This is a genomic window from Pseudomonas sp. Z2-11 (assembly GCF_054161305.1).
This window is the reverse complement of record NZ_CP096395.1, coordinates 4,914,504-4,938,228: the sequence shown is the minus strand read 5'-3', so window position 1 is coordinate 4,938,228 and position 23,725 is coordinate 4,914,504. Positions and strand designations below refer to the sequence as shown.

At 62.5% G+C, this 23,725-nt stretch carries 20 protein-coding genes and 2 pseudogenes; 8 read left to right on the top strand and 14 right to left on the bottom strand.

From position 1 onward, the window contains the following. On the top strand, nt 1-678 hold the full coding sequence (locus tag M1E16_RS21895; RefSeq protein WP_434658098.1) for an extensin-like domain-containing protein: 678 nt from the start codon (nt 1-3) through the stop codon (nt 676-678). A gap of 4 nt (nt 679-682) precedes the next feature. Here the strand turns inward: M1E16_RS21895 and M1E16_RS21890 are convergent, their stop codons facing one another. Continuing rightward, nucleotides 683-1,303, bottom strand: coding sequence for an energy transducer TonB (locus M1E16_RS21890; RefSeq protein ID WP_305499072.1), 621 nt, complete (start codon nt 1,301-1,303; stop codon nt 683-685). 91 nt (nt 1,304-1,394) lie between these two features. Between M1E16_RS21890 and M1E16_RS21885 the strand changes: the two genes are divergently transcribed. Then, nucleotides 1,395-2,177: a class I SAM-dependent methyltransferase gene (locus M1E16_RS21885; RefSeq protein WP_434696917.1), complete on the top strand. Its 783-nt coding sequence runs from the start codon at nt 1,395-1,397 to the stop codon at nt 2,175-2,177. A gap of 152 nt (nt 2,178-2,329) precedes the next feature. On the opposite strand, the gene M1E16_RS21880 is transcribed toward M1E16_RS21885, so the two are convergent. Continuing rightward, entirely contained in the window at nt 2,330-2,965 is a 636-nt protein-coding gene (locus M1E16_RS21880; RefSeq protein WP_434572083.1) for a TetR/AcrR family transcriptional regulator, read from the bottom strand. A 94-nt stretch (nt 2,966-3,059) separates the two neighbouring features. Between M1E16_RS21880 and M1E16_RS21875 the strand changes: the two genes are divergently transcribed. After that, complete coding sequence (locus tag M1E16_RS21875) at nt 3,060-4,160, top strand: efflux RND transporter periplasmic adaptor subunit (protein ID WP_458128356.1); 1,101 nt, start codon at nt 3,060-3,062, stop codon at nt 4,158-4,160. Nucleotides 4,161-4,166: 6 nt separating this feature from the next. Continuing rightward, nucleotides 4,167-7,232, top strand: a complete 3,066-nt coding sequence (locus M1E16_RS21870; protein WP_458128355.1) for an efflux RND transporter permease subunit — start codon at nt 4,167-4,169, stop codon at nt 7,230-7,232. Between the two features lie 135 nt (nt 7,233-7,367). On the opposite strand, the gene M1E16_RS21865 is transcribed toward M1E16_RS21870, so the two are convergent. Both M1E16_RS21865 and plsB read right to left on the bottom strand, forming a co-directional pair. Further along, a complete protein-coding gene (locus M1E16_RS21865) occupies nt 7,368-8,057 on the bottom strand; it encodes a DUF4197 domain-containing protein (RefSeq protein ID WP_458128354.1) in 690 nt (229 codons plus the stop codon). Nucleotides 8,058-8,153: 96 nt separating this feature from the next. Continuing rightward, nucleotides 8,154-10,655 (bottom strand): glycerol-3-phosphate 1-O-acyltransferase PlsB, encoded by a 2,502-nt coding sequence (plsB, locus tag M1E16_RS21860; protein ID WP_458128353.1) that lies wholly within the window; start codon nt 10,653-10,655, stop codon nt 8,154-8,156. A gap of 224 nt (nt 10,656-10,879) precedes the next feature. Between plsB and M1E16_RS21855 the strand changes: the two genes are divergently transcribed. Then, the gene (locus tag M1E16_RS21855; protein ID WP_007927922.1) at nt 10,880-11,089 is read left to right on the top strand and encodes a cold-shock protein; all 210 of its coding nucleotides are present in this window, start codon (nt 10,880-10,882) and stop codon (nt 11,087-11,089) included. 142 nt (nt 11,090-11,231) lie between these two features. Here M1E16_RS21855 and M1E16_RS21850 read toward each other — a convergent pair whose 3' ends face one another. From M1E16_RS21850 to dapE, 3 genes are all read right to left on the bottom strand, one after another. Beyond that, entirely contained in the window at nt 11,232-11,609 is a 378-nt protein-coding gene (locus tag M1E16_RS21850) for a hypothetical protein (protein ID WP_305499079.1), read from the bottom strand. Between the two features lie 83 nt (nt 11,610-11,692). Then, the gene (locus M1E16_RS21845) at nt 11,693-12,502 is read right to left on the bottom strand and encodes a putative RNA methyltransferase (RefSeq protein WP_434572092.1); all 810 of its coding nucleotides are present in this window, start codon (nt 12,500-12,502) and stop codon (nt 11,693-11,695) included. Continuing rightward, on the bottom strand, nt 12,502-13,653 hold the full coding sequence (gene dapE / locus M1E16_RS21840; RefSeq protein WP_434572093.1) for a succinyl-diaminopimelate desuccinylase: 1,152 nt from the start codon (nt 13,651-13,653) through the stop codon (nt 12,502-12,504). The genes M1E16_RS21845 and dapE overlap by 1 nt, the downstream gene beginning before the upstream one ends. 295 nt (nt 13,654-13,948) lie before the next feature. Between dapE and tcdA the strand changes: the two genes are divergently transcribed. Further along, complete coding sequence (tcdA, locus tag M1E16_RS21835) at nt 13,949-14,767, top strand: tRNA cyclic N6-threonylcarbamoyladenosine(37) synthase TcdA (protein ID WP_434656022.1); 819 nt, start codon at nt 13,949-13,951, stop codon at nt 14,765-14,767. A 141-nt stretch (nt 14,768-14,908) separates the two neighbouring features. Here tcdA and M1E16_RS21830 read toward each other — a convergent pair whose 3' ends face one another. The 4 genes from M1E16_RS21830 to M1E16_RS21815 all read right to left on the bottom strand — a co-directional run bounded on the left by M1E16_RS21830 (nt 14,909) and on the right by M1E16_RS21815 (nt 18,021). Continuing rightward, nucleotides 14,909-15,313: a SufE family protein gene (locus M1E16_RS21830; protein WP_434628684.1), complete on the bottom strand. Its 405-nt coding sequence runs from the start codon at nt 15,311-15,313 to the stop codon at nt 14,909-14,911. Next, entirely contained in the window at nt 15,310-16,515 is a 1,206-nt protein-coding gene (locus M1E16_RS21825; protein ID WP_434656024.1) for an aminotransferase class V-fold PLP-dependent enzyme, read from the bottom strand. Before M1E16_RS21825 ends, M1E16_RS21830 begins: the two co-directional genes overlap by 4 nt. A 75-nt stretch (nt 16,516-16,590) precedes the next feature. Then, on the bottom strand, nt 16,591-17,625 hold the full coding sequence (gene dapD / locus M1E16_RS21820; protein ID WP_434572101.1) for a 2,3,4,5-tetrahydropyridine-2,6-dicarboxylate N-succinyltransferase: 1,035 nt from the start codon (nt 17,623-17,625) through the stop codon (nt 16,591-16,593). Nucleotides 17,626-17,658: 33 nt separating this feature from the next. Beyond that, the gene (locus M1E16_RS21815; protein WP_434628690.1) at nt 17,659-18,021 is read right to left on the bottom strand and encodes an ArsC family reductase; all 363 of its coding nucleotides are present in this window, start codon (nt 18,019-18,021) and stop codon (nt 17,659-17,661) included. Nucleotides 18,022-18,196: 175 nt separating this feature from the next. Here M1E16_RS21815 and M1E16_RS21810 point away from each other — a divergent pair, with 175 nt between their 5' ends. Next, entirely contained in the window at nt 18,197-19,567 is a 1,371-nt protein-coding gene (locus tag M1E16_RS21810) for a type III effector protein RopAA (protein WP_458128352.1), read from the top strand. Nucleotides 19,568-19,818: 251 nt separating this feature from the next. Next, nucleotides 19,819-21,462: pseudogene (locus tag M1E16_RS21805) on the top strand (Na+/H+ antiporter). 217 nt (nt 21,463-21,679) lie between these two features. On the opposite strand, the gene M1E16_RS21800 reads toward M1E16_RS21805, so the two are convergent. From M1E16_RS21800 to dapC, 3 genes and pseudogenes are all read right to left on the bottom strand, one after another. Then, nucleotides 21,680-21,982, bottom strand: a complete 303-nt coding sequence (locus M1E16_RS21800; RefSeq protein ID WP_434601720.1) for a Fis family transcriptional regulator — start codon at nt 21,980-21,982, stop codon at nt 21,680-21,682. 10 nt (nt 21,983-21,992) lie between these two features. Next, a pseudogene (locus M1E16_RS21795) lies at nt 21,993-22,335 on the bottom strand (type II toxin-antitoxin system RelE/ParE family toxin). Between the two features lie 176 nt (nt 22,336-22,511). Then, nucleotides 22,512-23,711: a succinyldiaminopimelate transaminase gene (dapC, locus tag M1E16_RS21790; protein WP_434656034.1), complete on the bottom strand. Its 1,200-nt coding sequence runs from the start codon at nt 23,709-23,711 to the stop codon at nt 22,512-22,514. Nucleotides 23,712-23,725: the final 14 nt, after the last annotated feature.

Genomic DNA, 23,725 nt, shown 5'->3' with positions numbered 1-23,725 from the left:
ATGGTATTGGCGCTGATCGCTGGCGTCGCGGTGGTGGCGGTATGGCGCGGTTGGCTGGCCGTGCCGCCGCAATGGAACCCCTGGGCGCCGCTGGACGTGAAAGCGCCGCCAAATCTGCTGACCCGCTACAAACTCATGGCGCTGCGCAACGATCCGCAACTGTGTGACCAGGCGCTCGCCACGTCGGGGCTGCGCACCGCTCGCCAGGCCGACAGCGGCGCCAATACCTCGTGCCCGCTGACCAATGTGCTGCGGGTGCAGGGCGGTGACGTGGCGCTGAGCAGCAGCTTCCTCGCCAGTTGCCCTCTGGCGGTAGCCTTCGCGCTGTTCGAGCGCCATGCGTTGCAGCCAGCGGCAATGGCCGCCTATGGCAAGCAAGTCACGCGGGTCGATCACCTGGGCAGTTTTGCCTGTCGCAACATGTACGGTCGTGAAAGCGGCGCGCGCAGCCAGCACGCCACTGCCAGCGCGTTGGACATCGCCGGGTTTCGCCTGGCCGATGGACGAGCCGTCAGCGTGCTCAGGGATTGGCCGAAGGACAACACCGATGCGCAGTTTCTACGGCAGGTGCGCGATGGCGCCTGCGACATGTTCAGTGTGGTCTTGAGTCCGGATTACAACGCGGCGCACCGCAACCATTTTCATCTGGATGTGGGGCCCTGGTGGATTTGTCGTTGAGGAATCAGGCAGCGATGCGCAGGTTCTGCAGTACGATCGGACGCGCCCAGCGAGTGTCGAAGTCCAGTTGTTTCTGCTGTGCCACCAGTTCCTCTTCCGGGAATGGAGGGAATGGCTTGTCCAACAGGTCGAGTTCGAATTCGGCAATCGGCAGGGGCAGTCGACGCGGCTGTGGTGCCGGGCCCGGTTCTGGCAACGGTTGACCGGCGGCGAGGACGATCGGGCGAACCCAGTTGCTCTCGAAGGTCTGTTGCTTTTGCTGTGCGACGATTTCTTCTGGCGGGAAGGGCGGGAACGGCTTGTCGAGCAAATCCAGTTCGAACTCGGCGATCGGCAGGAACAACGGCTCGGGTGGCTTGACCTGGGTTTCCGTCACGTCGCAGGTGCGCTGGCTGACGATATGCTCCAGCAGCTCGGCGCCCAGGGTCGGTTCAACCGCTTCATCGAGGGCGACTGGCTGGTAGCTGCCGGGCGCCGGTGCGTTTTCACCCAACTGGTCGGCCAGGGCCCGGGCAAAAAAATCCTGCCACAGGTGACTGACGCCGCTCAGCGCTTGGGTGTTGCGCAGGCTGTAATCGCCGTAAGGGGAGATAACGCCTATCGATGTGGATTGAATGTCTGACATTTTTCTCGGTCGACGCTCAGCTCTGGCAAAATGCCGTTCACCGTTGTTATCGGCCGTTTTTGCCGATCCTTAATTTTTTGAGCATGTTTTCATGACTGAGCAACTCGCGGCTTGCCGCATCCATGTCGAGGCCCTGGCCCCGGCGTTCCAGCCCCGCGCCGAGCAGTGGGCCGAGCAGCTCGGCCTGCCGTTGCAGATGGATGACGGCGAGTTCGCCTTGCAGGTCGGCGAGCACGGGTTGCAATTGCAGCAGCTGGGTCCCGATGCGCCGGGACCGGTGCGCGTGGATTTTGTCGAGGGCGGCGCAGCCCATCGTCGTTTGTACGGGGGCGGCAGTGGCCAGATGATCGCCAAGGCAGTCGGTGTCGCCCAGGGTGTGCGTCCGCGAGTGCTGGATGCCACGGCGGGGTTGGGCAAGGATGCGTTCGTGCTGGCGAGTCTCGGCTGCGAGATGAGCCTGATCGAGCGTCAACCCTTGATCGGTGCTTTGCTGGAGGATGGCCTGGCTCGCGGTGCGGAAGATTTCGATGTGGCGCCGATTGTGGCGCGGATGCGCTTGCTCAAGGGCAATTCCATCGAAGTGATGCGCAGCTGGCAAGGCGAGCCGCCCCAGGTGATCTACCTGGACCCGATGTTTCCCCATCGGGAGAAAACCGCCCTGGTGAAAAAAGAGATGCGCCTGTTCCGCCCGCTGGTGGGCGATGATACCGACGCCCCGGCGCTGCTTGCCGCCGCGCTGGCGTTGGCGACCCACCGGGTGGTGGTCAAGCGCCCGCGCAAGGCCCCCTGCATTGAAGGGCCGAAGCCGAGCCATGGGCTGGAAGGCAAGTCCAGTCGGTACGATATCTATCCGAAGAAAGCGCTCAAGGCCTGAGACCGGGGTGACTTCGTTCGCGAGCAGGCTCGCTCCCACATAGGGTCTTGGGAAGGAGCTGTTCAGCAGAATCCATATTCACCACAGTTCTCCTGTGGGAGCGAGCCTGCTCGCGAAGAGGCCCTCCCAGCCAGCGAAAGTGACCGGTCGAACTAAGGCCGATAAGCCCGCACAAACAACCCCACCACTTCCTGCACATGCGCTTCGGCCGCTTCGGCGTCCTGCGGCCCGTCGCAGCCATACAACAGCCTGAAGTTCGCCGCGCCCTTGATCAGGCAGAAAAAATGCTCGGCGGCGTTGCGCGGTTTGTCGATGCTCAAGGCGCCGCTCTGGTCGATCTTGGTCAGCAACCTTTCCATCCCTGAGAGCATTCGCTGCGGGCCGGCCTGGTAGAAGATGGTCGAGAGCTTTGGATCCTGGCTACCCAACGCCACCATCAGCCGATGCAGGTTCACCGATTCGTCGCTGTTGATCAGTTGGTTGAAGCCGCGGGCGATGTTCAGCAGCACGTGTTCAATCGGAACACCGTCGGCCCATTCGAAGAAAAGCGGCGGCACCTGTTCCTCGCACTTGGCAATCACGGCGGCGGAAAACAGCGTTTCCTTGTCATTGAAGTGGCTGTAGACGGTCAGCTTCGAGACGCCGGCCTCGGTGGCCACGGCGTCCATGCTGGTGCTGGCGTAGCCCAGGCTCAGGAACAGGCGTTTCGCGGCGTCGAGAATGGCCTGGCGCTTGGCCAGATCCTTGGGGCGACCAGGGCCGCTGGAGGAGGGAGGATTGTTCGACATTATTCGCTTTTAATACTGGACTGGTGAGTTTGCTATTAATAACATACTCGCCAGTATAATTATTCCAAGCACCATTAGCGAAAGGTCATCCACCATGTTCCGCTATGTCCTGCCCCTCGCCGTGCCAGTCAGCCTGGCTTTTTTATTGTCTGCGTGCGGTCATGAGGAGCCGACGCCGCTCGCCGTGCGCCCTGCGATGGTCGTCAAGCCGGAGCCTTCGGCCCAGGCAATGGACAGTTATCCCGGCGAAGTACGGGCGCGATTCGAGCCGGACCTGGCGTTTCGCATTGGCGGCAAGGTGAGCCGCCGGCTGGTGGAAGAGGGCCAGCGGGTCAAGGCCAACCAGGCGCTGGCCGAACTCGACCCCGAGGATGTGCGCCTGCAACTGGAAGCCAGTCGGGCCCAGGTTGCCGCGGCCGAGGCCAACCTGAGCCTGGTAAAAGCCGAGCGTGACCGCTACAAGACCTTGATGGAGCGGCAGATGGTCAGCCGCTCCCAATACGACAACGCCGAGAATCTCTATCGCTCCGGTGCCGCGCGGCTCAAGCAGATCAAGGCCGAATTCGACGTTGCCAGCAACCAGGCCAGCTATTCGGTGTTGCGTGCACCCCAGGACGGCGTGGTGGCCCGGCGGGCGGTGGAAGTCGGCCAAGTGGTGTCGGCTGGACAGACCGTCTTCACCCTGGCCACCGACGGCGAGCGTGAAGTGTTGATCAGCCTGCCGGAGCAGGGATTTGGTCGGTTCAAGATCGGCCAGCCAGTGTCGGTGGAGTTGTGGAGCCAGCCCGATCAGCGCTTCAGCGGACGCATCCGCGAACTCTCGCCGGCCGCCGATCCGAAATCCCGTACCTTCGCCGCGCGCGTCGCCTTCACCGCTGGCAGCGTCCCGGCGGAACTGGGCCAGAGCGCCCGGGTGTTTATCCAGACCGCTGAAAAGGCGCCGCTGTCGGTGCCATTGTCGGCCCTCACCGCCGAGAACGGCGCCACCTTCGTCTGGGTGGTCAAGCCCGACAACACGCTCAGGAAAGTCCCGGTGCGTATTGGCGCCTTCGGTGAAAAGACCGTGCCGGTGCTCGAAGGCCTGAGTGCCAATGACTGGGTGGTGGCCGCTGGCGTGCATGTGCTTCTGGACGGCCAGCAGGTTCGGCCGGTGGATCGCTCCAATCGCGTGGTCAACCTGGCGGCCAAGGAGTAATCCCCGATGGGCTTCAATCTCTCCGAATGGGCGTTGCGTAACCGCCAGATCGTACTGTTCCTGATGCTCTTGCTGGCGATCGTCGGCGCGCTTTCCTACACCAAGCTGGGTCAGAGCGAAGATCCGCCATTCACCTTCAAGGCCATGGTCATCCGTACCGTCTGGCCAGGGGCCACGGCCGAGGAAGTGTCGCGCCAGGTCACCGAGCGTATCGAAAAGAAGCTCATGGAAACCGGCGACTACGAAAAGATCGTCTCGTTTTCCCGCCCGGGAGAATCCCAGGTGACTTTTGCGGCTCGCGACTCCATGCATTCCAAGCAGATTCCCGAGCTGTGGTACCAGATCCGCAAGAAAATCGGCGATATCCGGCAGACCTTGCCGCCCGGTATCCAGGGACCGTTCTTCAACGATGAGTTCGGCACTACCTTCGGCAATATCTACGCGCTCACCGGCGACGGCTTCGATTATGGCGTGCTCAAGGATTACGCCGACCGTATCCAGATCCAGCTGCAGCGGGTCAAGGACGTAGGCAAGGTCGAGTTGGTCGGCCTGCAGGACGAGAAAATCTGGGTCGAGCTGTCGAACGTGAAACTGGCGACCCTCGGCCTGCCCCTGGCGGCAGTCCAGCAGGCGCTGGAGGCGCAGAACGCGGTATCGACCGCCGGCTTCTTCGAGACCGGCAGCGAGCGATTGCAGCTACGGGTCTCGGGGAATTTCCAGACCGTGGAAGAGATCCGTGACTTTCCGATCCGCGTGGCCGACCGGACCTTCCGCATCGGTGACGTGGCCGATGTTCGTCGCGGCTTCAATGATCCACCGGCGCCGCGCATGCGCTTCATGGCGGAGGACGCCATCGGCCTGGCCGTGGCGATGAAGGAGGGCGGCGACATCCTGATCCTCGGCAAGGCCCTCGAAGCCGAGTTTGCCCGCATCCAGAACACCCTGCCGGCCGGCATGCAACTGCGCAAGGTTTCCGACCAGCCGGCTGCGGTGAAGACTGGCGTTGGCGAGTTTGTCCAGGTACTGGTGGAAGCACTGACGATCGTGTTGCTGGTGAGCTTCTTTTCCCTGGGGCTGCGCACCGGAATGGTGGTGGCGCTGGCGATTCCGCTGGTCTTGGCGATGACCTTCGCCGCGATGTATTACCTGGGCATCGGTTTGCACAAGATTTCCCTCGGCGCGTTGGTGTTGGCGCTGGGGCTGTTGGTGGACGATGCGATCATCGCGGTGGAGATGATGGCCATCAAGATGGAGCAGGGCTACGACCGGATCAAGGCGGCCAGCTTTGCCTGGACCAGCACGGCGTTCCCGATGCTCACCGGCACCCTGATCACCGCGGCGGGGTTCCTGCCGATCGCCACCGCGCAATCGGGCACCGGTGAGTACACCCGTTCGATTTTCCAGGTGGTGACCCTCGCGCTGGTGGCTTCCTGGGTGGCCGCGGTGGTGTTCGTGCCGTATCTCGGGGAAAAACTCCTGCCGGACCTGGCGAAGATTCACGCGGCCAGGCATGGCACCGCTGACGGCCAGCCGGACCCCTACGGCACGCCGTTCTATCAGCGAGTCCGGCGAACGGTGGAGTGGTGCGTGCGTCGACGCAAGACGGTGATCACCTTGACCGTGCTGTTGTTCGTCGGCTCGGTGGTGCTGTTCCGTTTTGTCCCGCAGCAGTTTTTCCCGGCGTCGGGACGACTGGAGCTGATGGTCGACCTGAAGCTGGCCGAAGGCGCTTCGCTGGTCAACACCGCGGAGCAGGTCAAGCGCCTTGAAGCGCTGCTCAAGGACCACGCTGGCATCGACAATTACGTGGCGTACGTCGGCACCGGCTCACCACGCTTCTACTTGCCGCTGGATCAACAACTGCCGGCGCCGAGCTTTGCCCAATTCGTCGTGCTGGCCAAGACCATCGAAGACCGCGAGCCCCTGCGCAGTTGGCTGATCAGCACACTGAACGAGCAGTTCCCGACCCTGCGCTCGCGGGTCACACGCCTGGAAAACGGCCCGCCCGTGGGGTATCCGGTGCAGTTTCGGGTGACGGGTGAGCACATCGAAGAAGTCCGCGCGCTTGCCCGGAAAGTCGCGACAAAGGTTCGCGAAAACACCTACGTCGCCAATGTCCATCTGGACTGGGAAGAACCGAGCAAGGTGGTGTACCTCAACATCGATCAGGATCGCGCCCGCGCGTTGGGCGTCACCACCGCCAACCTGTCGAGCTTCCTGCAAAGCTCCCTCACCGGCTCCAGTGTCAGCCAGTACCGCGAGGACAACGAACTGATCGAGATCCTGCTGCGCGGCACCGTGCATGAGCGCACCGAGCTTTCACTGTTGCCAAGCCTGGCGGTGCCTACCGACAACGGCACGAGCGTTGCCCTGTCGCAGATCGCGACGCTGGAATATGGCTTTGAAGAAGGGGTGATCTGGCACCGCAACCGTCTACCCAGCGTGACCGTACGGGCCGACATCTATGGCAAGGAACAACCGGCGACCCTGGTGCAACAGATTTTCCCGACCCTGGACCCGATTCGCGCAGAGTTGCCGGACGGCTATCTGCTGGAAGTCGGGGGCACGGTGGAGGATTCAACCCGCGGGCAGAAATCGGTGAATGCGGGCGTGCCGCTGTTCATCGTGGTGGTGCTGACGTTGCTGATGCTGCAGCTGCGCAGCTTCTCGCGCACGGCGATGGTGTTTCTCACCGCGCCGCTGGGACTGATCGGCGTCACGCTGTTCCTGCTGGTGTTCCGCCAGCCGTTCGGTTTCGTCGCCATGCTCGGCACTATCGCGTTGTCCGGGATGATCATGCGCAACTCGGTGATCCTGGTGGACCAGATCGAACAGGACATCAAGGCGGGTCTCGCCCCCTGGCAGGCGATCATCGAAGCGACCGTGCGCCGTTTCCGGCCGATTGTACTGACTGCACTGGCGGCGGTCCTGGCGATGATCCCACTGTCGCGCAGCCTGTTCTTCGGGCCCATGGCAGTGGCTATCATGGGCGGCTTGATCGTGGCGACGGCGTTGACGCTGTTGTTCCTGCCGGCGTTGTATGCGGCGTGGTTCAGGGTCAGGAAAAACTGACGCAATTCTGATAGCACCGAGGATCAAATGTGGGAGCGAGCCTGCTCGCGAAAGCGTTGTAACAGCCAACAAACATGCTATGGCTGATACCGCTATCGCGAGCAGGCTCGCTCCCACAGTGTTTTTTCGCTTGGCTCAGAGGGTGCCAAACACTTTCTTGGCCAAACTGGTCGCCGCGGCCGCCGGGTTCTGGCGGATCGTTGCTTCCTGCTTGGCGATCATTTCGAACAGACCGTCCAGCGCCTGCTCGGTCACGTAGTTCTCGACGTTGGCGCTCTTGGTGTCCACCACGCCGAGTGTCGCAGCCTGGCCGGCGAAGGCGTTGTACTTCTGGACCAGGCCGACCTTGTCGGTGGCTTGCTTGACGATCGGCAGGAACTTCGCGCGAATCTGCTCGCGGCTGCTCTTGTTCAGGTATTGCGTGGCCGAGTCGTTGCCGCCGCTCAGAATGCCCTTGGCATCCGTCACGCTCATGTTCTTCACCGCATCCACCAGGATCGGCTGGGCCTGCACCACGGCGGCTTCGGCAGCCTGGTTCATGCTGGTTTCCAATTGATCGACCTGAGCGCCCATGCCGAAGGCCTTCATCTTGCTGGCGACTTTACCGAGCTTGCCCGGCAGCTCGATCTTCACGTCGGGGTTGTTGCTGAAACCGCCAGGCTTACCCAGTTGCTTGACCGCGATCTGGGCGCCTTGGGTGAGGGCATCCTTCAGACCGCCCGTGGCGTCCTTCTGCGAGAGATCACCGAGCGACAGGGCCATGGCGTTGGCGCAGATCAACAGGCCGGCGCAGAAGCCGGTGAAACGGAGGGTAGGGCGGAGCATGGGCACTTTCCTTGAACGTTTGGAAGGGAATCAGCGTACGGCATTGCCAGGGATCTTCATATTCAGGGCGCCCGAATGCAACCAGGCGCCCAGGGTTCAGTCCGCAGCCGTCGGAACGTCCTGATCCGCCGCATCTTCGCTGCGATGCAACGCCACCTGGCGGATCGACAGACGAATTTCCGCCGGCAGCACCCGCTTGGCCGCGCCTTCAGCCAGCTCGCCGAGCAGTTCGTGATAGCTCAGCTTGCCTGCTTCGTCGCGCCGCAGGACGTCGAGGTCGAGCATCGTCTGGATGAAATGGCGGAACAGGCTCTTGTCGAAGAACTCCGGTGCGTTCAGCCCATGCAGGATCGACAGGCGCTGGGCCATGACGGTGCAGAGGTCTTCCAGTTCTTCGGCGCTGATGCTGTTCTGCCCGCTGTTGAGCAGCAGCGAGACGGTCATGTAGAAACGCTGCAAGGTCTGGGCGATGCTTTTCGACAGCAGCGTCAGCAGCACGAAATGCCGCGAACTCGGCGCCGGGCGCAGGTAGAGATCTTTTTCGAAACGCAGCAGGCCTTGTTCAACGAATGCTTCGAGCCACTGGTCGACCACCGCGTCCAGTTCTTCCAGCGACCAGCGGATGAACAGCTCCGATTGCAGGTAGGGGTACAAGGCACGGGTGTAGCGCAGGATCTGTTCGCGGCTCATGCGCGAGCTGCTCTGGAAGAAACTGGCGAGCAGCGCCGGCAAGGCGAAGATGTGCAGGACATTGTTGCGGTAGTAGGTCATCAGCACCGCGTTCTGCTCATCCAGATACAGAATCTTGCCCAGGGCGTCCTTCTGTTCCGACAGCAGGTCCATGCCTTTGACGTGCGCGATCAGCGCCTGGCCATCGCCTTCGGGCAAGGTGGTGTGAGGCGAGTATGGCACTTTGCGCAGCAACGCGAGGTACAGGTCCAGCACGCGGGCCATGGCGTGATCGTCCAGGGCCAGACGGCTGGTGGACAGCAGCGCGAGCGCGACCAGGTTGACCGGGTTGATGGCCGCGGCTTCGTTCAGATGGCGGGCGACACGTTCGCCGAGGCGGTTGGTGGTCGCGTTGAGCCAGTCGGGTTTGAACTGCGGACCGAGCTCCTGCTGGCGCCAGCCGGGTTGTTCGCCGTCGAGGAACTCCGCCAGCTTGATTGGCTCGCCAAAGTTAACCGCGACCTGGCCAAAGCGTTGCTTGAGGGCGCCGATGACCTTGAAGATGTCGAAGATCGACTCCTTCTTTTTGCTCGCGCCGCGCAGTTCACCGAGGTAGGTGCGGCCTTCCAGTACGCGCTCATAACCGATGTACACCGGCACGAAGACGATCGGCATGCGCGAGGAGCGCAAAAAGCTACGCAGGGTAATGGCGAGCATGCCGGTCTTCGGCTGCAGCATGCGCCCGGTGCGCGAACGGCCGCCTTCGACGAAATACTCCACCGGGAAGCCCTTGGTGAACAGCGTGTGCAGGTATTCGTTGAACACGGCGGTGTAAAGCGGGTTGCCCTTGAACGTGCGACGCATGAAAAACGCGCCGCCACGGCGCAGCAGGCCGCCGATCACCGGCATGTTGAGGTTGATGCCGGCGGCGATGTGCGGTGGGGTCAGGCCATTGCGAAACAGCAGGTACGACAGCAGCAGGTAGTCGATATGGCTGCGATGGCAGGGTACGTAGATGACTTCGTGGCCTTGGGCAACGTTCTGCACGCCTTCGATGTGGTTGACCTTGATGCCATCGTAGATCTTGTTCCAGAACCAGCTCAGCACCACTTCCAGGAAACGGATCGCGGTGTAGGTGTAGTCCGAGGCAATCTCATTGCCATAACGCAGGGCCTGGGCCTTGGCTTTTTCAGCCGGGATCTTTTCCCGTTCGGCCTCTTCGAGGATGGCCTGCTTGACCAGTGGCTGGTTCAACAGACCCTTGACCAGGTTGCGCCGGTGGGAGATGTCCGGGCCGATAACCGCTGCTTTCAGATTGCGAAAGTGCACCCGCAGGATCCGCTGGGCCATGCGCACGGTGCGTTCATGGCCTTTGTCGTGCTCGATCAGTTCGCGCAAATGAATTGGCGCGGAGAACTGCACCCGTGTCTTGCGCCCGAGAATCATGATGCTCAGCAAGCGACGCAGGCGCCCGGTGACCGCCCAACTGTCGGCGAACAGCAGCTTCCAGGGGCTGGATTCGCTGTCGGGCGACTGGCCCCAGAATACGCTGACCGGAATGACCTGGGCGTCCTCGGCGGCGTTGTGGGTCAGTTCGTCGACCAGCCGCGTCAGGGTCGGCGGCGCACCGCGTTTGTCCTGGCGCCCGAGCCAGTCCGGCGCCGGCGTCAGGTAGAAAAACGCCGCCGGCTCCAGCAGGCCGCCCACCGAGACGGGCAGCACCGGACGTGGCAGGCCGGCCTTGGTGCATTCGGTGTCGAGCACCGCCAGATCGGTGAGCGAAGGATCTTGCAGGACGTAGAACACCGGACGACTGCGGTCGAGGTTGAGGGTGAAGGACGACTGGTTGATGGTCTCGGAGCGAACCCAGAGGTACAACAGCCGGCGCAGGGTGCCAAACACAAGACGGCGGAACGGGGAGCGGGTCATACGGCTTCTGCGTGAGTGGATAAGAGCAAGCGGTACTAGTGTGCCGGATTCACCGAAAATCGGCAAAAAAGCGGCGAAGTAAAGTCAGTTGAGAGTTTTTCCGGGTGTCATATACTCGGCCAGTTACTGCCCCGGCCTTCCGACGGACGGTGGGACGGCGGCTGAAACGCGTACGGCTTTCCCTCGAAAAGCCGGCTCAGAAAACAAGAATGGGAGTGAGCATCATGGCAACACGCGAAACTGGCAGTGTGAAGTGGTTCAACGACGCCAAGGGTTATGGCTTCATCCAGCGCGAAGGCGGAGCGGATGTGTTCGTCCACTACCGCGCGATCCGTGGCGAAGGCCACCGTTCACTGACCGAAGGCCAGCAGGTCGAATACGCGGTAGTGGAAGGGCAGAAGGGCTTGCAGGCTGAGGATGTGGTGGGGTTGTAACCCGCTCCTGCAATCGCCGCAAATCCCCCGTGGGAGCGAGCCTGCTCGCGAAGGCTGTGTCAGGTGATCAGTTATATACCGTCACACCGCCTTCGCGAGCAGGCTCGCTCCCACAAGGGTCGACGTTGATCAGAAGCCAGCCTTACGCTGTCTTCCAGGTAATCTCTTCTTCCCCATCGGCGCTGATGCGAATCCAGCGATCCGCCGAATCCTCGCCTTCTTCCTCCACCCACGACCCAGGCGCGCAGCGCACTTCAACGTTCAGCGCGGCGAAGGCGGCGCGGGCGCAGGCGATGTCGTCTTCCCACGGGGTCTGGTCACTTTCCAGGTACAGGCTGTTCCATTTGCCTACAGCCTTGGGCAACCAGGTCACCGGGATGTCGCCGGCCTTGCACTTGTACGTCTGACCTTTCTGCACCCAGTCGCTGCACGGGCCGAGGGCCTGGCCGAGCCAGGCGGCGATCGCCTTGTGGTCGACGTCGGCGTCCTTGAGGTAAATCTCGATATCGGGTTGGCGCATGGATGTCCTCACTGCGGTCTCGAAAAATCCATTCGCGGATTTAACTGGCCCCGGACAGTTGTCCGAGGCCCGGAATAAAAAGGTTACTGCAGAACGAAATAATCGTAGCGCATCGACACGCTCACCTCGAACGGCTCGGCCTGCTCGATCACGCTGGCGCGGCGTTCGGCGCTGGCGCGCCAGCCGTGGGGCGTCATTGCCAGCAGGTTGGCGCGATCCTGGCTGTTGTCGAGCGTGAGCTTGAACTCAAGGGTTTCACTGTGATCCAGCGCCATCCCCGACGGCACCAGGGCCAGGTGTTTGTCATCGGTGTATTCGCGAACCTCGTCATACAGCCGCTCGCGCAGCTCCATCAGGTGGCCGCTGGTAGGCCCGACTTTCATCAAGCCGCCGCCGGGGCTGAGCAGGCGCTTGGCCTCCTGCCAGTCCAACGGGCTGAACACGCTGGCGAGGAACTGGCAGCAGCCGTCCGCCAGCGGCACCCGCGCCATGCTGGCGATCAACCAGGTCAGTTGCGGGTTGCGTTTGCAGGCGCGCTTGACGGCTTCGCGGGAAATATCCAGGGCATAGCCATCGGCGTCGGGCAGGGCGTCGGCGAGTTGCGCGGTGTAATAACCTTCGCCACAGCCAATGTCCAGCCAGCGTCCGGGCGCACGTTCGGCGGCCAGTTCAGCCAGGCGCCGGGCGACCGGGGCGTAATGACCTGCGTTGAGGAAATCGCGGCGGGCCTCGACCATCGCCTGATTGTCGCCAGGGTCGCGGCTGTTCTTGTGCTGCACCGGCAGCAGGTTCAGGTAACCCTGCCGCGCGCGGTCGAAACGATGCCCGGCGGGGCATGCCACGCCGTTGTCCACCGCATTCAAGGGTTCATTGCAGATCGGGCAGGCGAGCATCAGGCGAGCAACTTGATGAGCGTCTTGTAGTAGATCTCGGTCAGCACGTCGAGATCGGCGGCCAGCACGCGTTCGTTGACCTGGTGGATCGTCGCGTTGACCGGCCCCAGCTCAACCACTTGAGTGCCCATGGTCGCGATGAAGCGACCGTCGGAGGTGCCGCCGCTGGTGGAGGCCTTGGTCTCGCGGCCGGTGACGTCCTTGATGCTCGACGACACGGCGTCAAGCAGCGCGCCCGGCTCGGTGAGGAACGGCAGGCCGGACAACGCCCAGTCGATGTGCCAGTCCAGTTGATGCTTGTCGAGGATGTCGGCGACCCGCTGCTGCAGGCCTTCGACGGTGGATTCGGTGGAGAAGCGGAAATTGAACACTGCTTCCAGGTCACCGGGGATCACGTTGGTCGCGCCGGTGCCGGAGTTGAGGTTGGAGATCTGGAAACTGGTCGGCGGGAAGAAATCGTTGCCGTGATCCCAGTGCTCGGCGGCCAATTCGGCCAGGGCAGGCGCGGCCAGGTGGATCGGGTTCTTCGCCAGGTGTGGATAAGCCACGTGGCCTTGCTTGCCGCGCACGGTCAGTTTTGCGCCGAGGGAGCCGCGACGGCCATTCTTCACCACATCACCCACCAGCGTGGTGCTCGATGGTTCGCCAACGATGCACCAGTCCAGGCGTTCCTGGCGGGCCTTGAGGCGCTCGACCACGGCTTTGGTGCCATGGTGGGCCGGGCCCTCTTCGTCGCTGGTGATCAGGAAGGTGATCGAGCCCTGGTGATCCGGGTAGTCGGCGACGAACCGTTCGGCCGCCACCACCATCGCCGCCAGGCTGCCTTTCATGTCCGCCGCGCCACGGCCGCAGAGCATGCCCTGTTCGTCGATGACCGCATCGAACGGGTCGAGCTGCCAGGCCTGTACCGGACCGGTCGGGACCACATCGGTGTGACCGGCGAAGCACAAAACCGGACCGTCATGCTTGCCATGGCTGGCCCAGAAGTTATCTACATCCTCGATACGCATGGGTTCGAGCTTGAAACCGGCGTCGCCCAGGCGCTGCATCATCAGTTTCTGGCAGTCGGCATCCACTGGCGTCACCGACGGACGGCGGATCAGGTCGCAGGCGAGTTGCAGGGTCGGCGAGAGGTCGGCGTGGGCCGTCATGGAAACTCCGGAATATAGTATGGACGCAAGGCTTGTACTGGCGCGGGCTGGTTCGCGCAAAATGGCGGTTATCTTATAGCAAAACGATCGTCATGGGCCCTTGCTGCGGGACAGGAGGAACACAAATCCTGTGGGAGCGAGCTTGCTCGCGATGGCGGCGGATCAGTCGATGCTCTATTGCTGGACTGACGCCATCGCGAGCAAGCTCGCTCCCACAAGGAGGATGGAGTTTCATTTTGCGAACGGCTCGAATTACCACGGCAAAGCCCTATAATGCGCGCCGGTTTTTGGGGTAATGGTCATGAGTACAGAAGATCCACGGTTCGCCGGCATCGCCCGTTTGTATGGCATCGAAGGCCTGGAGCGCCTGCGGGCGGCGCATGTGGCGATTGTCGGCGTCGGCGGCGTTGGTTCCTGGGCGGCGGAAGCGATTGCCCGTTGTGGCGTGGGCGAGATTTCGCTATTCGACCTGGATGACGTCTGCGTCAGCAACGCCAACCGTCAGTTGCACGCCCTGGACAGCACTGTCGGCAAGCCCAAGGTCGAGGTGATGGCCGAGCGGCTGCGGGGGATCAACCCCGATTGCACCGTGCACGCGGTGGCCGACTTTGTCACCCGCGACACCATGGCCGAGTACATCACGCCGAACATCGACTGCGTGATCGACTGCATCGACAGCGTCAACGCCAAGGCTGCGTTGATCGCGTGGTGCAAGCGCCGCAAGATTCAGATCATCACTACCGGCGGCGCAGGCGGGCAGATCGACCCGACGCTGATCCAGGTCTGTGACCTCAACCGTACGTTCAACGATCCGCTGGCCTCCAAGGTGCGCTCCACCTTGCGCCGCGACTATGGTTTCTCGCGCACCGTGACCCGTCATTACAGCGTGCCCTGCGTATTCTCCACCGAGCAATTGCGCTACCCGAAACCGGACGGCAGCATCTGCCTGCAGAAGAGTTTTGTCGGCGACGGCGTCAAGCTCGACTGCGCTGGCGGGTTCGGCGCAGTGATGATGGTCACCGCGACGTTCGGCATGGTCGCGGCGACCAAGGCTGTGGACAAGATCGTCGCGGGCGTGCGGCGGCCGGCGGACCGGCTTAAGCCCGGGCAGTAACAGCTTTTGTGGCGAGGGAGCTTGCTCCCGCTGGGCCGCGAAGCGGCCCTGAAACGGGGCGACGCGGTATGTCAGGCGGATTGAGTTGACTGCTTTTGGGACTGCTGCGCAGTCCAGCGGGAGCAAGCTCCCTCGCCACGGTTATTGCGCCAGCTCGCGCATCCGCTTCAACACCGCATTCAAGCCATTGCTGCGCGAAGGCGACAACTGCCGCGACAACCCCAACTGATTGAACCAGTCCGGCAAGTCGACCTGGCGCAAATCCTCAGCCGACAACCCGTTGACCCGCGCCAGCAACAACGCCACCAACCCGCGTATCAAGCGCGCATCGCTGCTGGCGGAAAACTGCCAGTGCCCATCATGCAGCCGACCCACCAGCCATACCTGGCTTTCACAGCCGTTGACGAGGTTGTCCTCGCACTTGTCTGCATCGCTCAGCGGTGGCAAGCGATCGCCCCACTGCATCAGCAGTCGGGCGCGTTGCTCCCAGCCGGAGGCGTCCTGAAAAATCCGCAGTGCCGCAGCGGCATCGGCAGGCAGGCTCATCGCAGCATCTCCAGGGCCTGATCCAGCGCCTCGAAGAACCGTTCGATATCGGCGGAGTCGTTGTACAGCGCCAGCGACACACGAATCGCCCCGGAAAGCTTCAATTGCTTGAACAGCGGCATCGCACAGTGATGCCCGGCGCGCACGGCAATGCCTTGCTCGGTCAACAGATGCGCCAGATCAGCGTTATGAACGCCTTCGACGCCGAAGCTGACCAGCGCCAGTTGTGGGTTGCCCACCAGCCGCACGCCGTTGCGCGCCAGCAGCCCGTGAAGCAGATAATCGTGCAGCGCGGTTTCGTGATCGATTACTGCCTGCCCGTCGAGATCGGACAGGTAGTCGAGCGTCGCTCCCAGGCCGATCACGCTGGCGGTGGGCGGCGTGCCGGCTTCGAAACCCAACGGCGCCGGGCGGAACGTGGCGCTGTGGTAATCAGCCGTTTGCACCATTTCGCCGCCAAACTGCCAATGACGCAGTCGAGCGAGGGCGTCGGTACGGCCGAACAGCACGCCCAGGCCTTCGGGACCGTAAAGCTTGTGGCTGGAAAAAACATAGAAGTCGCAGCCCAGCGCCTCCACATCATGGCGCCCGTGGACCACGCCCTGTGCGCCATCGACTACCGTCAGCGCACCTTGCGCCTTGGCCATCGCCAGCAACGCCGGAACCGGTTGCCAGGTGCCAAGCACGTTGGACAACTGGCTCACCGCCAGCAGGCGGGTGCGCGGACCGATCAGCCTGGTGGCGGCCTCCGTATCGATCACCCCGTCGGCATCCAGGGGCAGCACCACCAGCGCCAGCGAGCGGCGCTCGGCCAGTTGCTGCCAGGGCAGCAGGTTGGCGTGATGCTCAAGGGCGCTGATGACAATTTCATCGCCCGGGTTGAATAGGTGTTCCAGCCCATAGGCCAGCAGGTTCAGCGCCGACGTGGCGCCGTGGGTAAAAACGATCTGTCCGCAATTTCCCGCATTGAGCCACTGGGAAACCTTGAGCCGGCTGTCCTCGAACGCCTGGGTGGCCAGTGCGCCGGGCAGATGCTGCGCCCGGTGCACGTTGGCCGCGCCGTTGGCGTAGTAATGCGCCAGGGCGTCCAGCAGGGCTTGGGGTTTTTGTGTGGTGGCGGCGTTGTCCAGATAGGTCTGGCCTTGCCGTTGCAGGGCGGCGAGGGCCGGAAAATCGGCACGCCAGGGGGATGGAATCAACATGCTTTCGGGCCCTGCTGGAGTTACGCCGGACCCTGTGGGAGCAAGATTGCTCCCACAGGTGAGGTGTGAAGCGGTTCAGTTATGCGCGTGCAGTGCTTCGTTCAGCTCGATGGCCGACTTGTGGGTCTTGCATTCCACTGCGCCGGTCTCGGAGTTGCGCCGGAACAGCAGGTCCGGCTGGCCGGCCAGGTCGCGAGCCTTGACCACTTTGACCAGTTGGTTGTTCTCATCCAGCAGCGCAACCTTGGTGCCGGCCGTCACGTACAGGCCCGACTCCACGGTGTTGCGATCGCCCAGCGGGATGCCGATGCCGGCGTTGGCACCGATCAGGCAACCTTCGCCAACCTTGATCACGATGTTGCCACCACCCGACAGGGTGCCCATGGTCGAGCAACCGCCGCCCAGGTCCGAGCCCTTGCCGACGAACACACCCGCCGAGACCCGGCCTTCGATCATGCCCGGCCCTTCGGTACCGGCGTTGAAGTTGACGAAACCTTCGTGCATCACCGTGGTGCCTTCGCCCACATAGGCGCCCAGGCGCAGGCGCGCGGCGTCGGCGATACGCACGCCGGCCGGAACCACGTAGTCGGTCATCTTCGGAAATTTGTCCACCGAGAACACTTCCAGCAACTCGCCACGCAGACGGGCTTCGAGCTGGTGCTCGGCCAGTTCGGCCAGGTCGATCGCGCCCTGGCTGGTCCAGGCCACGTTCGGCAGCAGTGGGAAAATGCCGGCCAGGTTCAGGCCGTGGGGCTTGACCAGGCGATGGGACAACAGATGCAGTTTGAGGTACGCCTCGGGCGTGGAGGTCAGTTGCGCATCTTCGGCCAGCAGCGTGGCGACCAGCGGCTTGTGGCTTTCAGCCAGGCGGGTCAGCAGCTTGGCTTGCGCGGCGTCGACGTTGCGCAGCGCTTCAGCCAGTTGCGAGGCCTGGGCCGTGGTGAACGTGATGGCCTGGTTGCCTTCGCTGTAGCCAAGGATCGGCGCAATGGCGGCAACGATCTCGGCCGACGGGTTGAGCAGCGGTTGGGCGTAGAAGACTTCCAGCCAGGCGCCTTCACGGTTTTGGGTGCCGACACCGAAGGCCAGGCTGAACAGGGTAGTGGACATGAAAATTACCTCAACAAAATGGACTGGGCAGGCTTACTTGATCTCTGCCGCATAGATATCTGGCTTGAAGCCAATCAGGGTTCGGTCACCGAGATCGAGCACCGGGCGCTTGATCATCGAGGGTTGGGCGAGCATCAGTTCGATGGCTTTCGTCTGGTCGAGATCGGCTTTGCGTTCGTCGTCGAGTTTGCGAAAGGTCGTACCGGCACGGTTCAACACCACTTGCCAGCCATGCTCGTTGCACCATTGGGCCAGGTGCTCACGGTCGATGCCGGCAGTCTTGTAATCGTGAAAGTCATAATGCACCGCGTGTTCATCGAGCCAGGTGCGGGCCTTTTTCATCGTGTCGCAGGCTTTGATGCCGTAAAGCTTTAAGTGCTTGATTTCATTGGGCATGAATGCTCCCCCAAAACGTTCCCGGTATCGTCCTGAAAATCAGCCGACGATTATGCCACGTCGTTCCACTGCGTGCCTCGACTGTCGGCGGATCGGACGGTACGGAACCGATAGGCCAAGGCGACCACACAGCACAGGTGAACCCCAGCACTTTATTTCGCATAAGAGACTCCCCATGGATGCCATCTCACCGATACCGCTTCATGCCTTGACGAATCAATCCCAAGAAACACTCCCGCCCCAGCAACACGGCGTGCCGGCTCATTCAACAACGGCGAGCACCGGGACCGCTGCATCCGTCCCGATTGGCCCGGTCACGGCTGAACAGGACCTGGCAGATCGGGCGGGCGCCATCAAAGCCCAGCTCACCAGGGTTTTCGAGCCCCATATGAACGGCGCCAATCGCGAAGCCTTCGAAGCGCTGATCGACGATCGTTCGCGTACCTTGGCCAATGATGGGGAAACTGCGCAAAGCGTCGACGCCGTTCTGGCCAAGGGTTCGCGGCTGGATCGCGCGGCCCATGATGCTGTTGGATTCGTGCGCTCGGTTCCTTTCGGTGCCGCGTCCATCGCATTGGACTTCGCCCCAGCGGTAACGGGAAACGGCTCCATAACAGCGCCGTTGGCGTTGTCGGCGATTTCCGGCCTGGTCAGCAGTGCCGCCGATACCGTCGGCAATGGGCTGATGAAACGTGCGACCAGTGATACCCAATGGCTCGTCGCAGAGGATACCCAGCTGGAGCCGGTCATGCAGGAGGCGGCCCAGGCGGTGAAGCCGAGCCTGGCGACTCAGGCGATCGAAGGCAGCCTGACCTTCCAGACCTTTTCCGCGCGGAACGTGCTGCGCACGGTTATCCAACCCATCGTGACGAAGACCGTCGATGCCCAGACGGGGAGCAAAGTGGACTCGGTGATAGCTGCCGTCGGTTCTCCGCTTTCCGGCATGGCCGCCTATGATCTGCAACATTCCATTGATAAATCGAAACATCGGGTTGGCCCGGAATACCTTTTGGGTCGCAACGACTGGCACCAGCGCTACAAGGACCTCAAGGGCTATGGCGTGGGCAGTGCCGCCATGGGAATTGCGAAGCGGGTCGGCAGCTTACCCCTGGACGCGGTGCGCGACGGCAGCAAATCGCTGCAAGCGCTGGTTACACCCACGGGGCTGGTCAGTGGCCTCGGTGCATTGGCCGGTGGTATCACCGCGATCGGCATGGCCCAGACGGCGGCTGTCAACGCGGCCAGGCGTGCCGGGGTTTCGCCGGCGGGAATAGCGGCGGCGGGCAAGGCGACCGTCACCGCGACTATGGCCCCGGTGGTCGCCGCATGGGTGACCACGGCTGTGATGACGCAGCCCTTGGCGGACAAGGCTTCCGCTGCGTTGGACAGGCTTACCACCGGGCCCGCGCATCCAGATGAGCTACAAGGCATGTTGCCCCTGGTCGAAACGAATGCGACCGAACGGCTCGGTAGTGATAGCGAGAGCGAAGGCGACGATATCGTGTCGGCACGCTCGACCCTCAATGCTGCGGAGCGGGCAGTTTAGCTTGGGTAGTGACCGGTCACGCCAAGCCCAAAGAAGTGTGGTGTGGCCGGACCCTTTGCGCTGGTGCCGAGGTACGCGACGAAGACATCTTGTGGCGGCCTGGCGGTTTCGCCGCGCTCCAGATCTGCTGGCATCCAAATTAGGGAGGACTGCGACATAGGTACAACGGCCAGGCCAATGCCAAGCGGTTAACATGGCACTTCAACGGCAACCTGTTGCCGGATGTGTGTGGCTGTCACTGGAAAGTTGTTATGCAAAGCGCCTATACCGTCCTGATCCTGTTGATGCTGGTGGGCGTCTCGCGCCTGGTCGGACGATTGATCCCGCTGCCGCTGCCCCTGGTGCAGATCGCTGCCGGCGCCGTGCTGGCCTGGCCTTCGCTGGGGCTGCATGTGGCGCTTGATCCCGAGTTGTTCCTGTTTCTGTTCCTCCCGCCGTTGCTGTTCTCTGACGGTTGGCGGATGCCCAAGCGTGAACTGTGGCGCCTGCGCGGGCCGGTCCTGACGCTGGCGGTCGGGCTGGTGTTGTTCACGGTGGTCGGTGCGGGTTATTTCATCCATTGGTTGTTGCCAAGCATTCCGTTGCCGGTGGCCTTCGCCCTGGCGGCGGTGCTGTCGCCGACTGACGCGGTGGCCGTGTCGGCAATTGCCCGGGACCGCTTGCCCGCGCCGTTGATGCACATGCTCCAGGGCGAGGCACTGATGAACGATGCGTCGGGCCTGGTGACTTTCAAGTTCGCTGTGGCAGCGGCCATCACCGGGGTGTTTTCCCTGGCCAGTGCCAGCCTGACTTTTGTCCTGGTCGCTGTCGGTGGCCTGCTGGTAGGCGTGGCCCTGAGTTGGCTGGTGGGACGCTTGCGGGCATGGATGATCGCCCGGGGCTGGGACGACCTCGCCACCCATGTGGTGTTCATGTTATTGCTGCCGTTTGCCGCTTATGTGCTGGCTGAACGCCTAGGCGCCTCGGGCATTCTCTCGGCGGTTGCGGCTGGGATGATGCAGAGCTGGCTTGACCTGCTGCCGCGCCAGACTGGTACGCGGTTGCTCAATCGCAGCGTCTGGGCGCTGTTGGAATTTGCCTTCAATGGCTTGATTTTCTTGCTGCTGGGCTTGCAACTGCCGGACATCATCAAAGCCGTGACCAGCCACGAGACCACGTTGTGGCCGATGTTGTTCTACCGCTGCCTGGATGTGGTGGCGATTTTCCTGGTGCTGCTGGTGTTGCGTTTTGTCTGGGTGCAAAGCATCTGGCGCTTGTCCGGGCTGTTGCGCCGCTGGCGCGGCAAGGGCGAGTTGACCCTGGTGCCGACCGCGCGCTCTTGCTGGTTGCTGACGTTTGGCGGCGTGCGCGGGGCGGTAACGCTGGCGGGCGTGATGTCGGTGCCGTTGCTGTTGGGGGCGGGGGAGGCGTTTCCCGAGCGCGACTTGCTGATCTTCATCGCTGCGGGGGTGATTCTGCTGTCACTGGTCGCCGCTTGCATCGCTTTGCCCCTGCTATTGCGCGGCGTCGAGAAGGGGCCGGACGACAAACGCCGCAACGAAGTCCGTGAGGCCTGGCGTAAAACCGCTGAAGCGGCGATTCATGCCTTGGAAGTGGAGGAACCGGCCGAGACAGCCGCGCCTGCCGCGGCCACGGCGGCTCTGGCGACGGAGGTCAAGGCGCGGCTGATGTCCGAGTATCGTCATCAGCTTGAGGTATTCAACGACTCGGCCGAAGCCCAGGTGCTGGCGTTCGAAATGGACCTGCTGGAGCGCCGATTGCGTTTGAAGGCGTACCGAGCGCAGCGGTTGGAGTTGTATCGCCTCAGCCGTCATCACTAGATAGGCGATGACGTGTTGCGTGAGGTGCTGGCGGAGCTGGATTTGGCGGAGGCGAATTTGGGGTTGGGTAAATAAATCCTGGGCCGGAGCCTTGGATCTGATGCAGTGAGTGCCGGCCTCATCGCGAGCAAGCTCGCTCCCACAGGAGATTAGTATTGAGCACAGGTTTGTGAACAACACCTATCCACTGTGGGAGCGAGCTTGCTCGCGATAAATCGAAAGTCGAACAAAAAAGTCCCGTCGAAGCGACGGCTCTGTGGCGAGGGAACTTGCTCCCTTGCCACGACAGCGCTTATGCGTGAGCCTCTTCCCGCTCAGGAACCAGCCGAACCTCCACCCTCTGACCCAGCGCACGCGCTGCGCTGGCTAGCGTTGCGAGAGTCATTCCCGCATCGTTCTGATCCAGCGCACGGTCAACGGCAGTGCGACTGGTGTGCATCCGCTGTGCCAAGGCCTTTTTGGTCACTTTCTGAAGCTTCATTGCTTCGGCAATCTGCCAGGCAATAACGCGTTTGAGCGCAGCTGCGGAAACTTCTTCGGCGATGCCTTGCTCGACCAGAAAGTCGTCAAAATCAGATCCAATATGCTTGTTCATTTACGGTGCCTCATAGTCTTGCTTTGCGCTGCTTGGCGGTTGTCAGGTCGGTGGGCGGGGTTTTCTGACTTTTCTTGATGAAGCCGTGAAGCAGAACCATGTCGGAGCCCACTACGGTGAAAAGCACGCGAGCAATGGTGTCGCCAAGGTCAATCCTAACCTCCCATAGTCCAGTGTCCAGCTTGCGAACCACCGGCATGCCTATCGGCCAACCAATCTGAACGGTCTTGATATCAGTCCCGATCCTCCGTCGGTGCTCGCGGGGGAGGTCAGTCAGCCACTCGCGAACGGGTTAACTCCCAGCGTCTGTGCGGAAGAAAACGTACGTTCAGTATCGGAGGGATATCAACCATGAACGGAGTGTACCTAAATAGGTGCATTGCGCAACCCAGGCGTTACTGAGCATTTGTACAGGATTTTTTTTGCGGTGACTTCATTGGTGCGGATGCTGCGATTGGGGCCGCTGCGCAGCCCAACGGGAGCAAGCTCCCTCGCCACGACAGCGGTCCGTTTCGGCTCGATAGAGCCATCAACCCCGGCGCTGGATGAATGCGCGGATTCGTTCCGCCGCTTCCACGCATTCGGCCAATGGCGCGACCAGGGCCATGCGCACGCGGCCGGCGCCGGGGTTGACGCCGTCCACATCGCGCGACAGGTACGAGCCTGGGACGACCGTCACGTGTTCCTGTTCGAACAGGTCACGGCAGAATGCCGCGTCGTCGCCGGCCACGTTCGGCCACAGGTAGAAGCTGCCGTCGGGGCGTTGCACGTCGAGCACCGGGCTGAGGATTTCCAGCACCGCGTCGAATTTTTCCCGGTACAGCGCGCGGTTGGCCCGGACGTGCACTTCGTCGTTCCACGCGGCAATGCTCGCCAATTGGGTCTGAACCGGCATCGCGCAACCGTGATAGGTGCGGTAGAGCAAAAAGCCCTTGAGGATGTCGGCGTCACCAGCAACGAAACCGGAGCGCAGGCCCGGCAGGTTGGAGCGCTTGGACAGGCTGTGGAACACCACGCAGCGCTTGAAGTCCTTGCGACCCAGTTCGACGCAGGCGCTGAGCAGGCCTGGCGGCGGGGTCTGTTCGTCGAAGTAGAGCTCGCTGTAGCACTCGTCCGCGGCGATGACGAAGTCGTGCTCGTCAGCCAGGGCGATGAGCTTCTTCAGCACGTCCACCGGAATCAAGGCGCCGGTCGGGTTTCCCGGGGAGCAGAGGAACAGGATCTGGCAGCGTTTCCAGATATCCGGCGAGACGGCATCGAAATCCGGGTTGAAGCCGTTCGTGTCCAGGCATGGCAGGTAGTGTGGCTTGGCCCCGGCCAGGAACGCTGCGCCTTCGTAGATCTGATAGAAGGGGTTCGGGCTGACGACCAGGGCGTCATCGCCACGGTTGACCACGGTCTGGGTGAAGGCGAACAAGGCTTCACGGGTACCGTTGACCGGCAGCACATGGCGCGCCGGATCGAGCCAGCCGTCTGGCACGTTGAAGCGGCGCTCGCACCAACCGGTGATGGCTTCGCGCAGCTCGGGGATGCCAAGGGTGGTCGGGTACACCGCCATTTTTTCCAGATTGCCGGCCAGGGCTTCTGCCACGAAAGCGGGCGAGCGATGCTTGGGTTCGCCGATGGACAACGCGATCGGGCGCTTGTCCGGATTGGGCGTGACGCTGCCGAGCAAGGCGCGAAGCTTCTCGAACGGGTAGGGCTGGAGCTGGGACAGGGCGTTGTTCATCGGGGGCCTCGTTC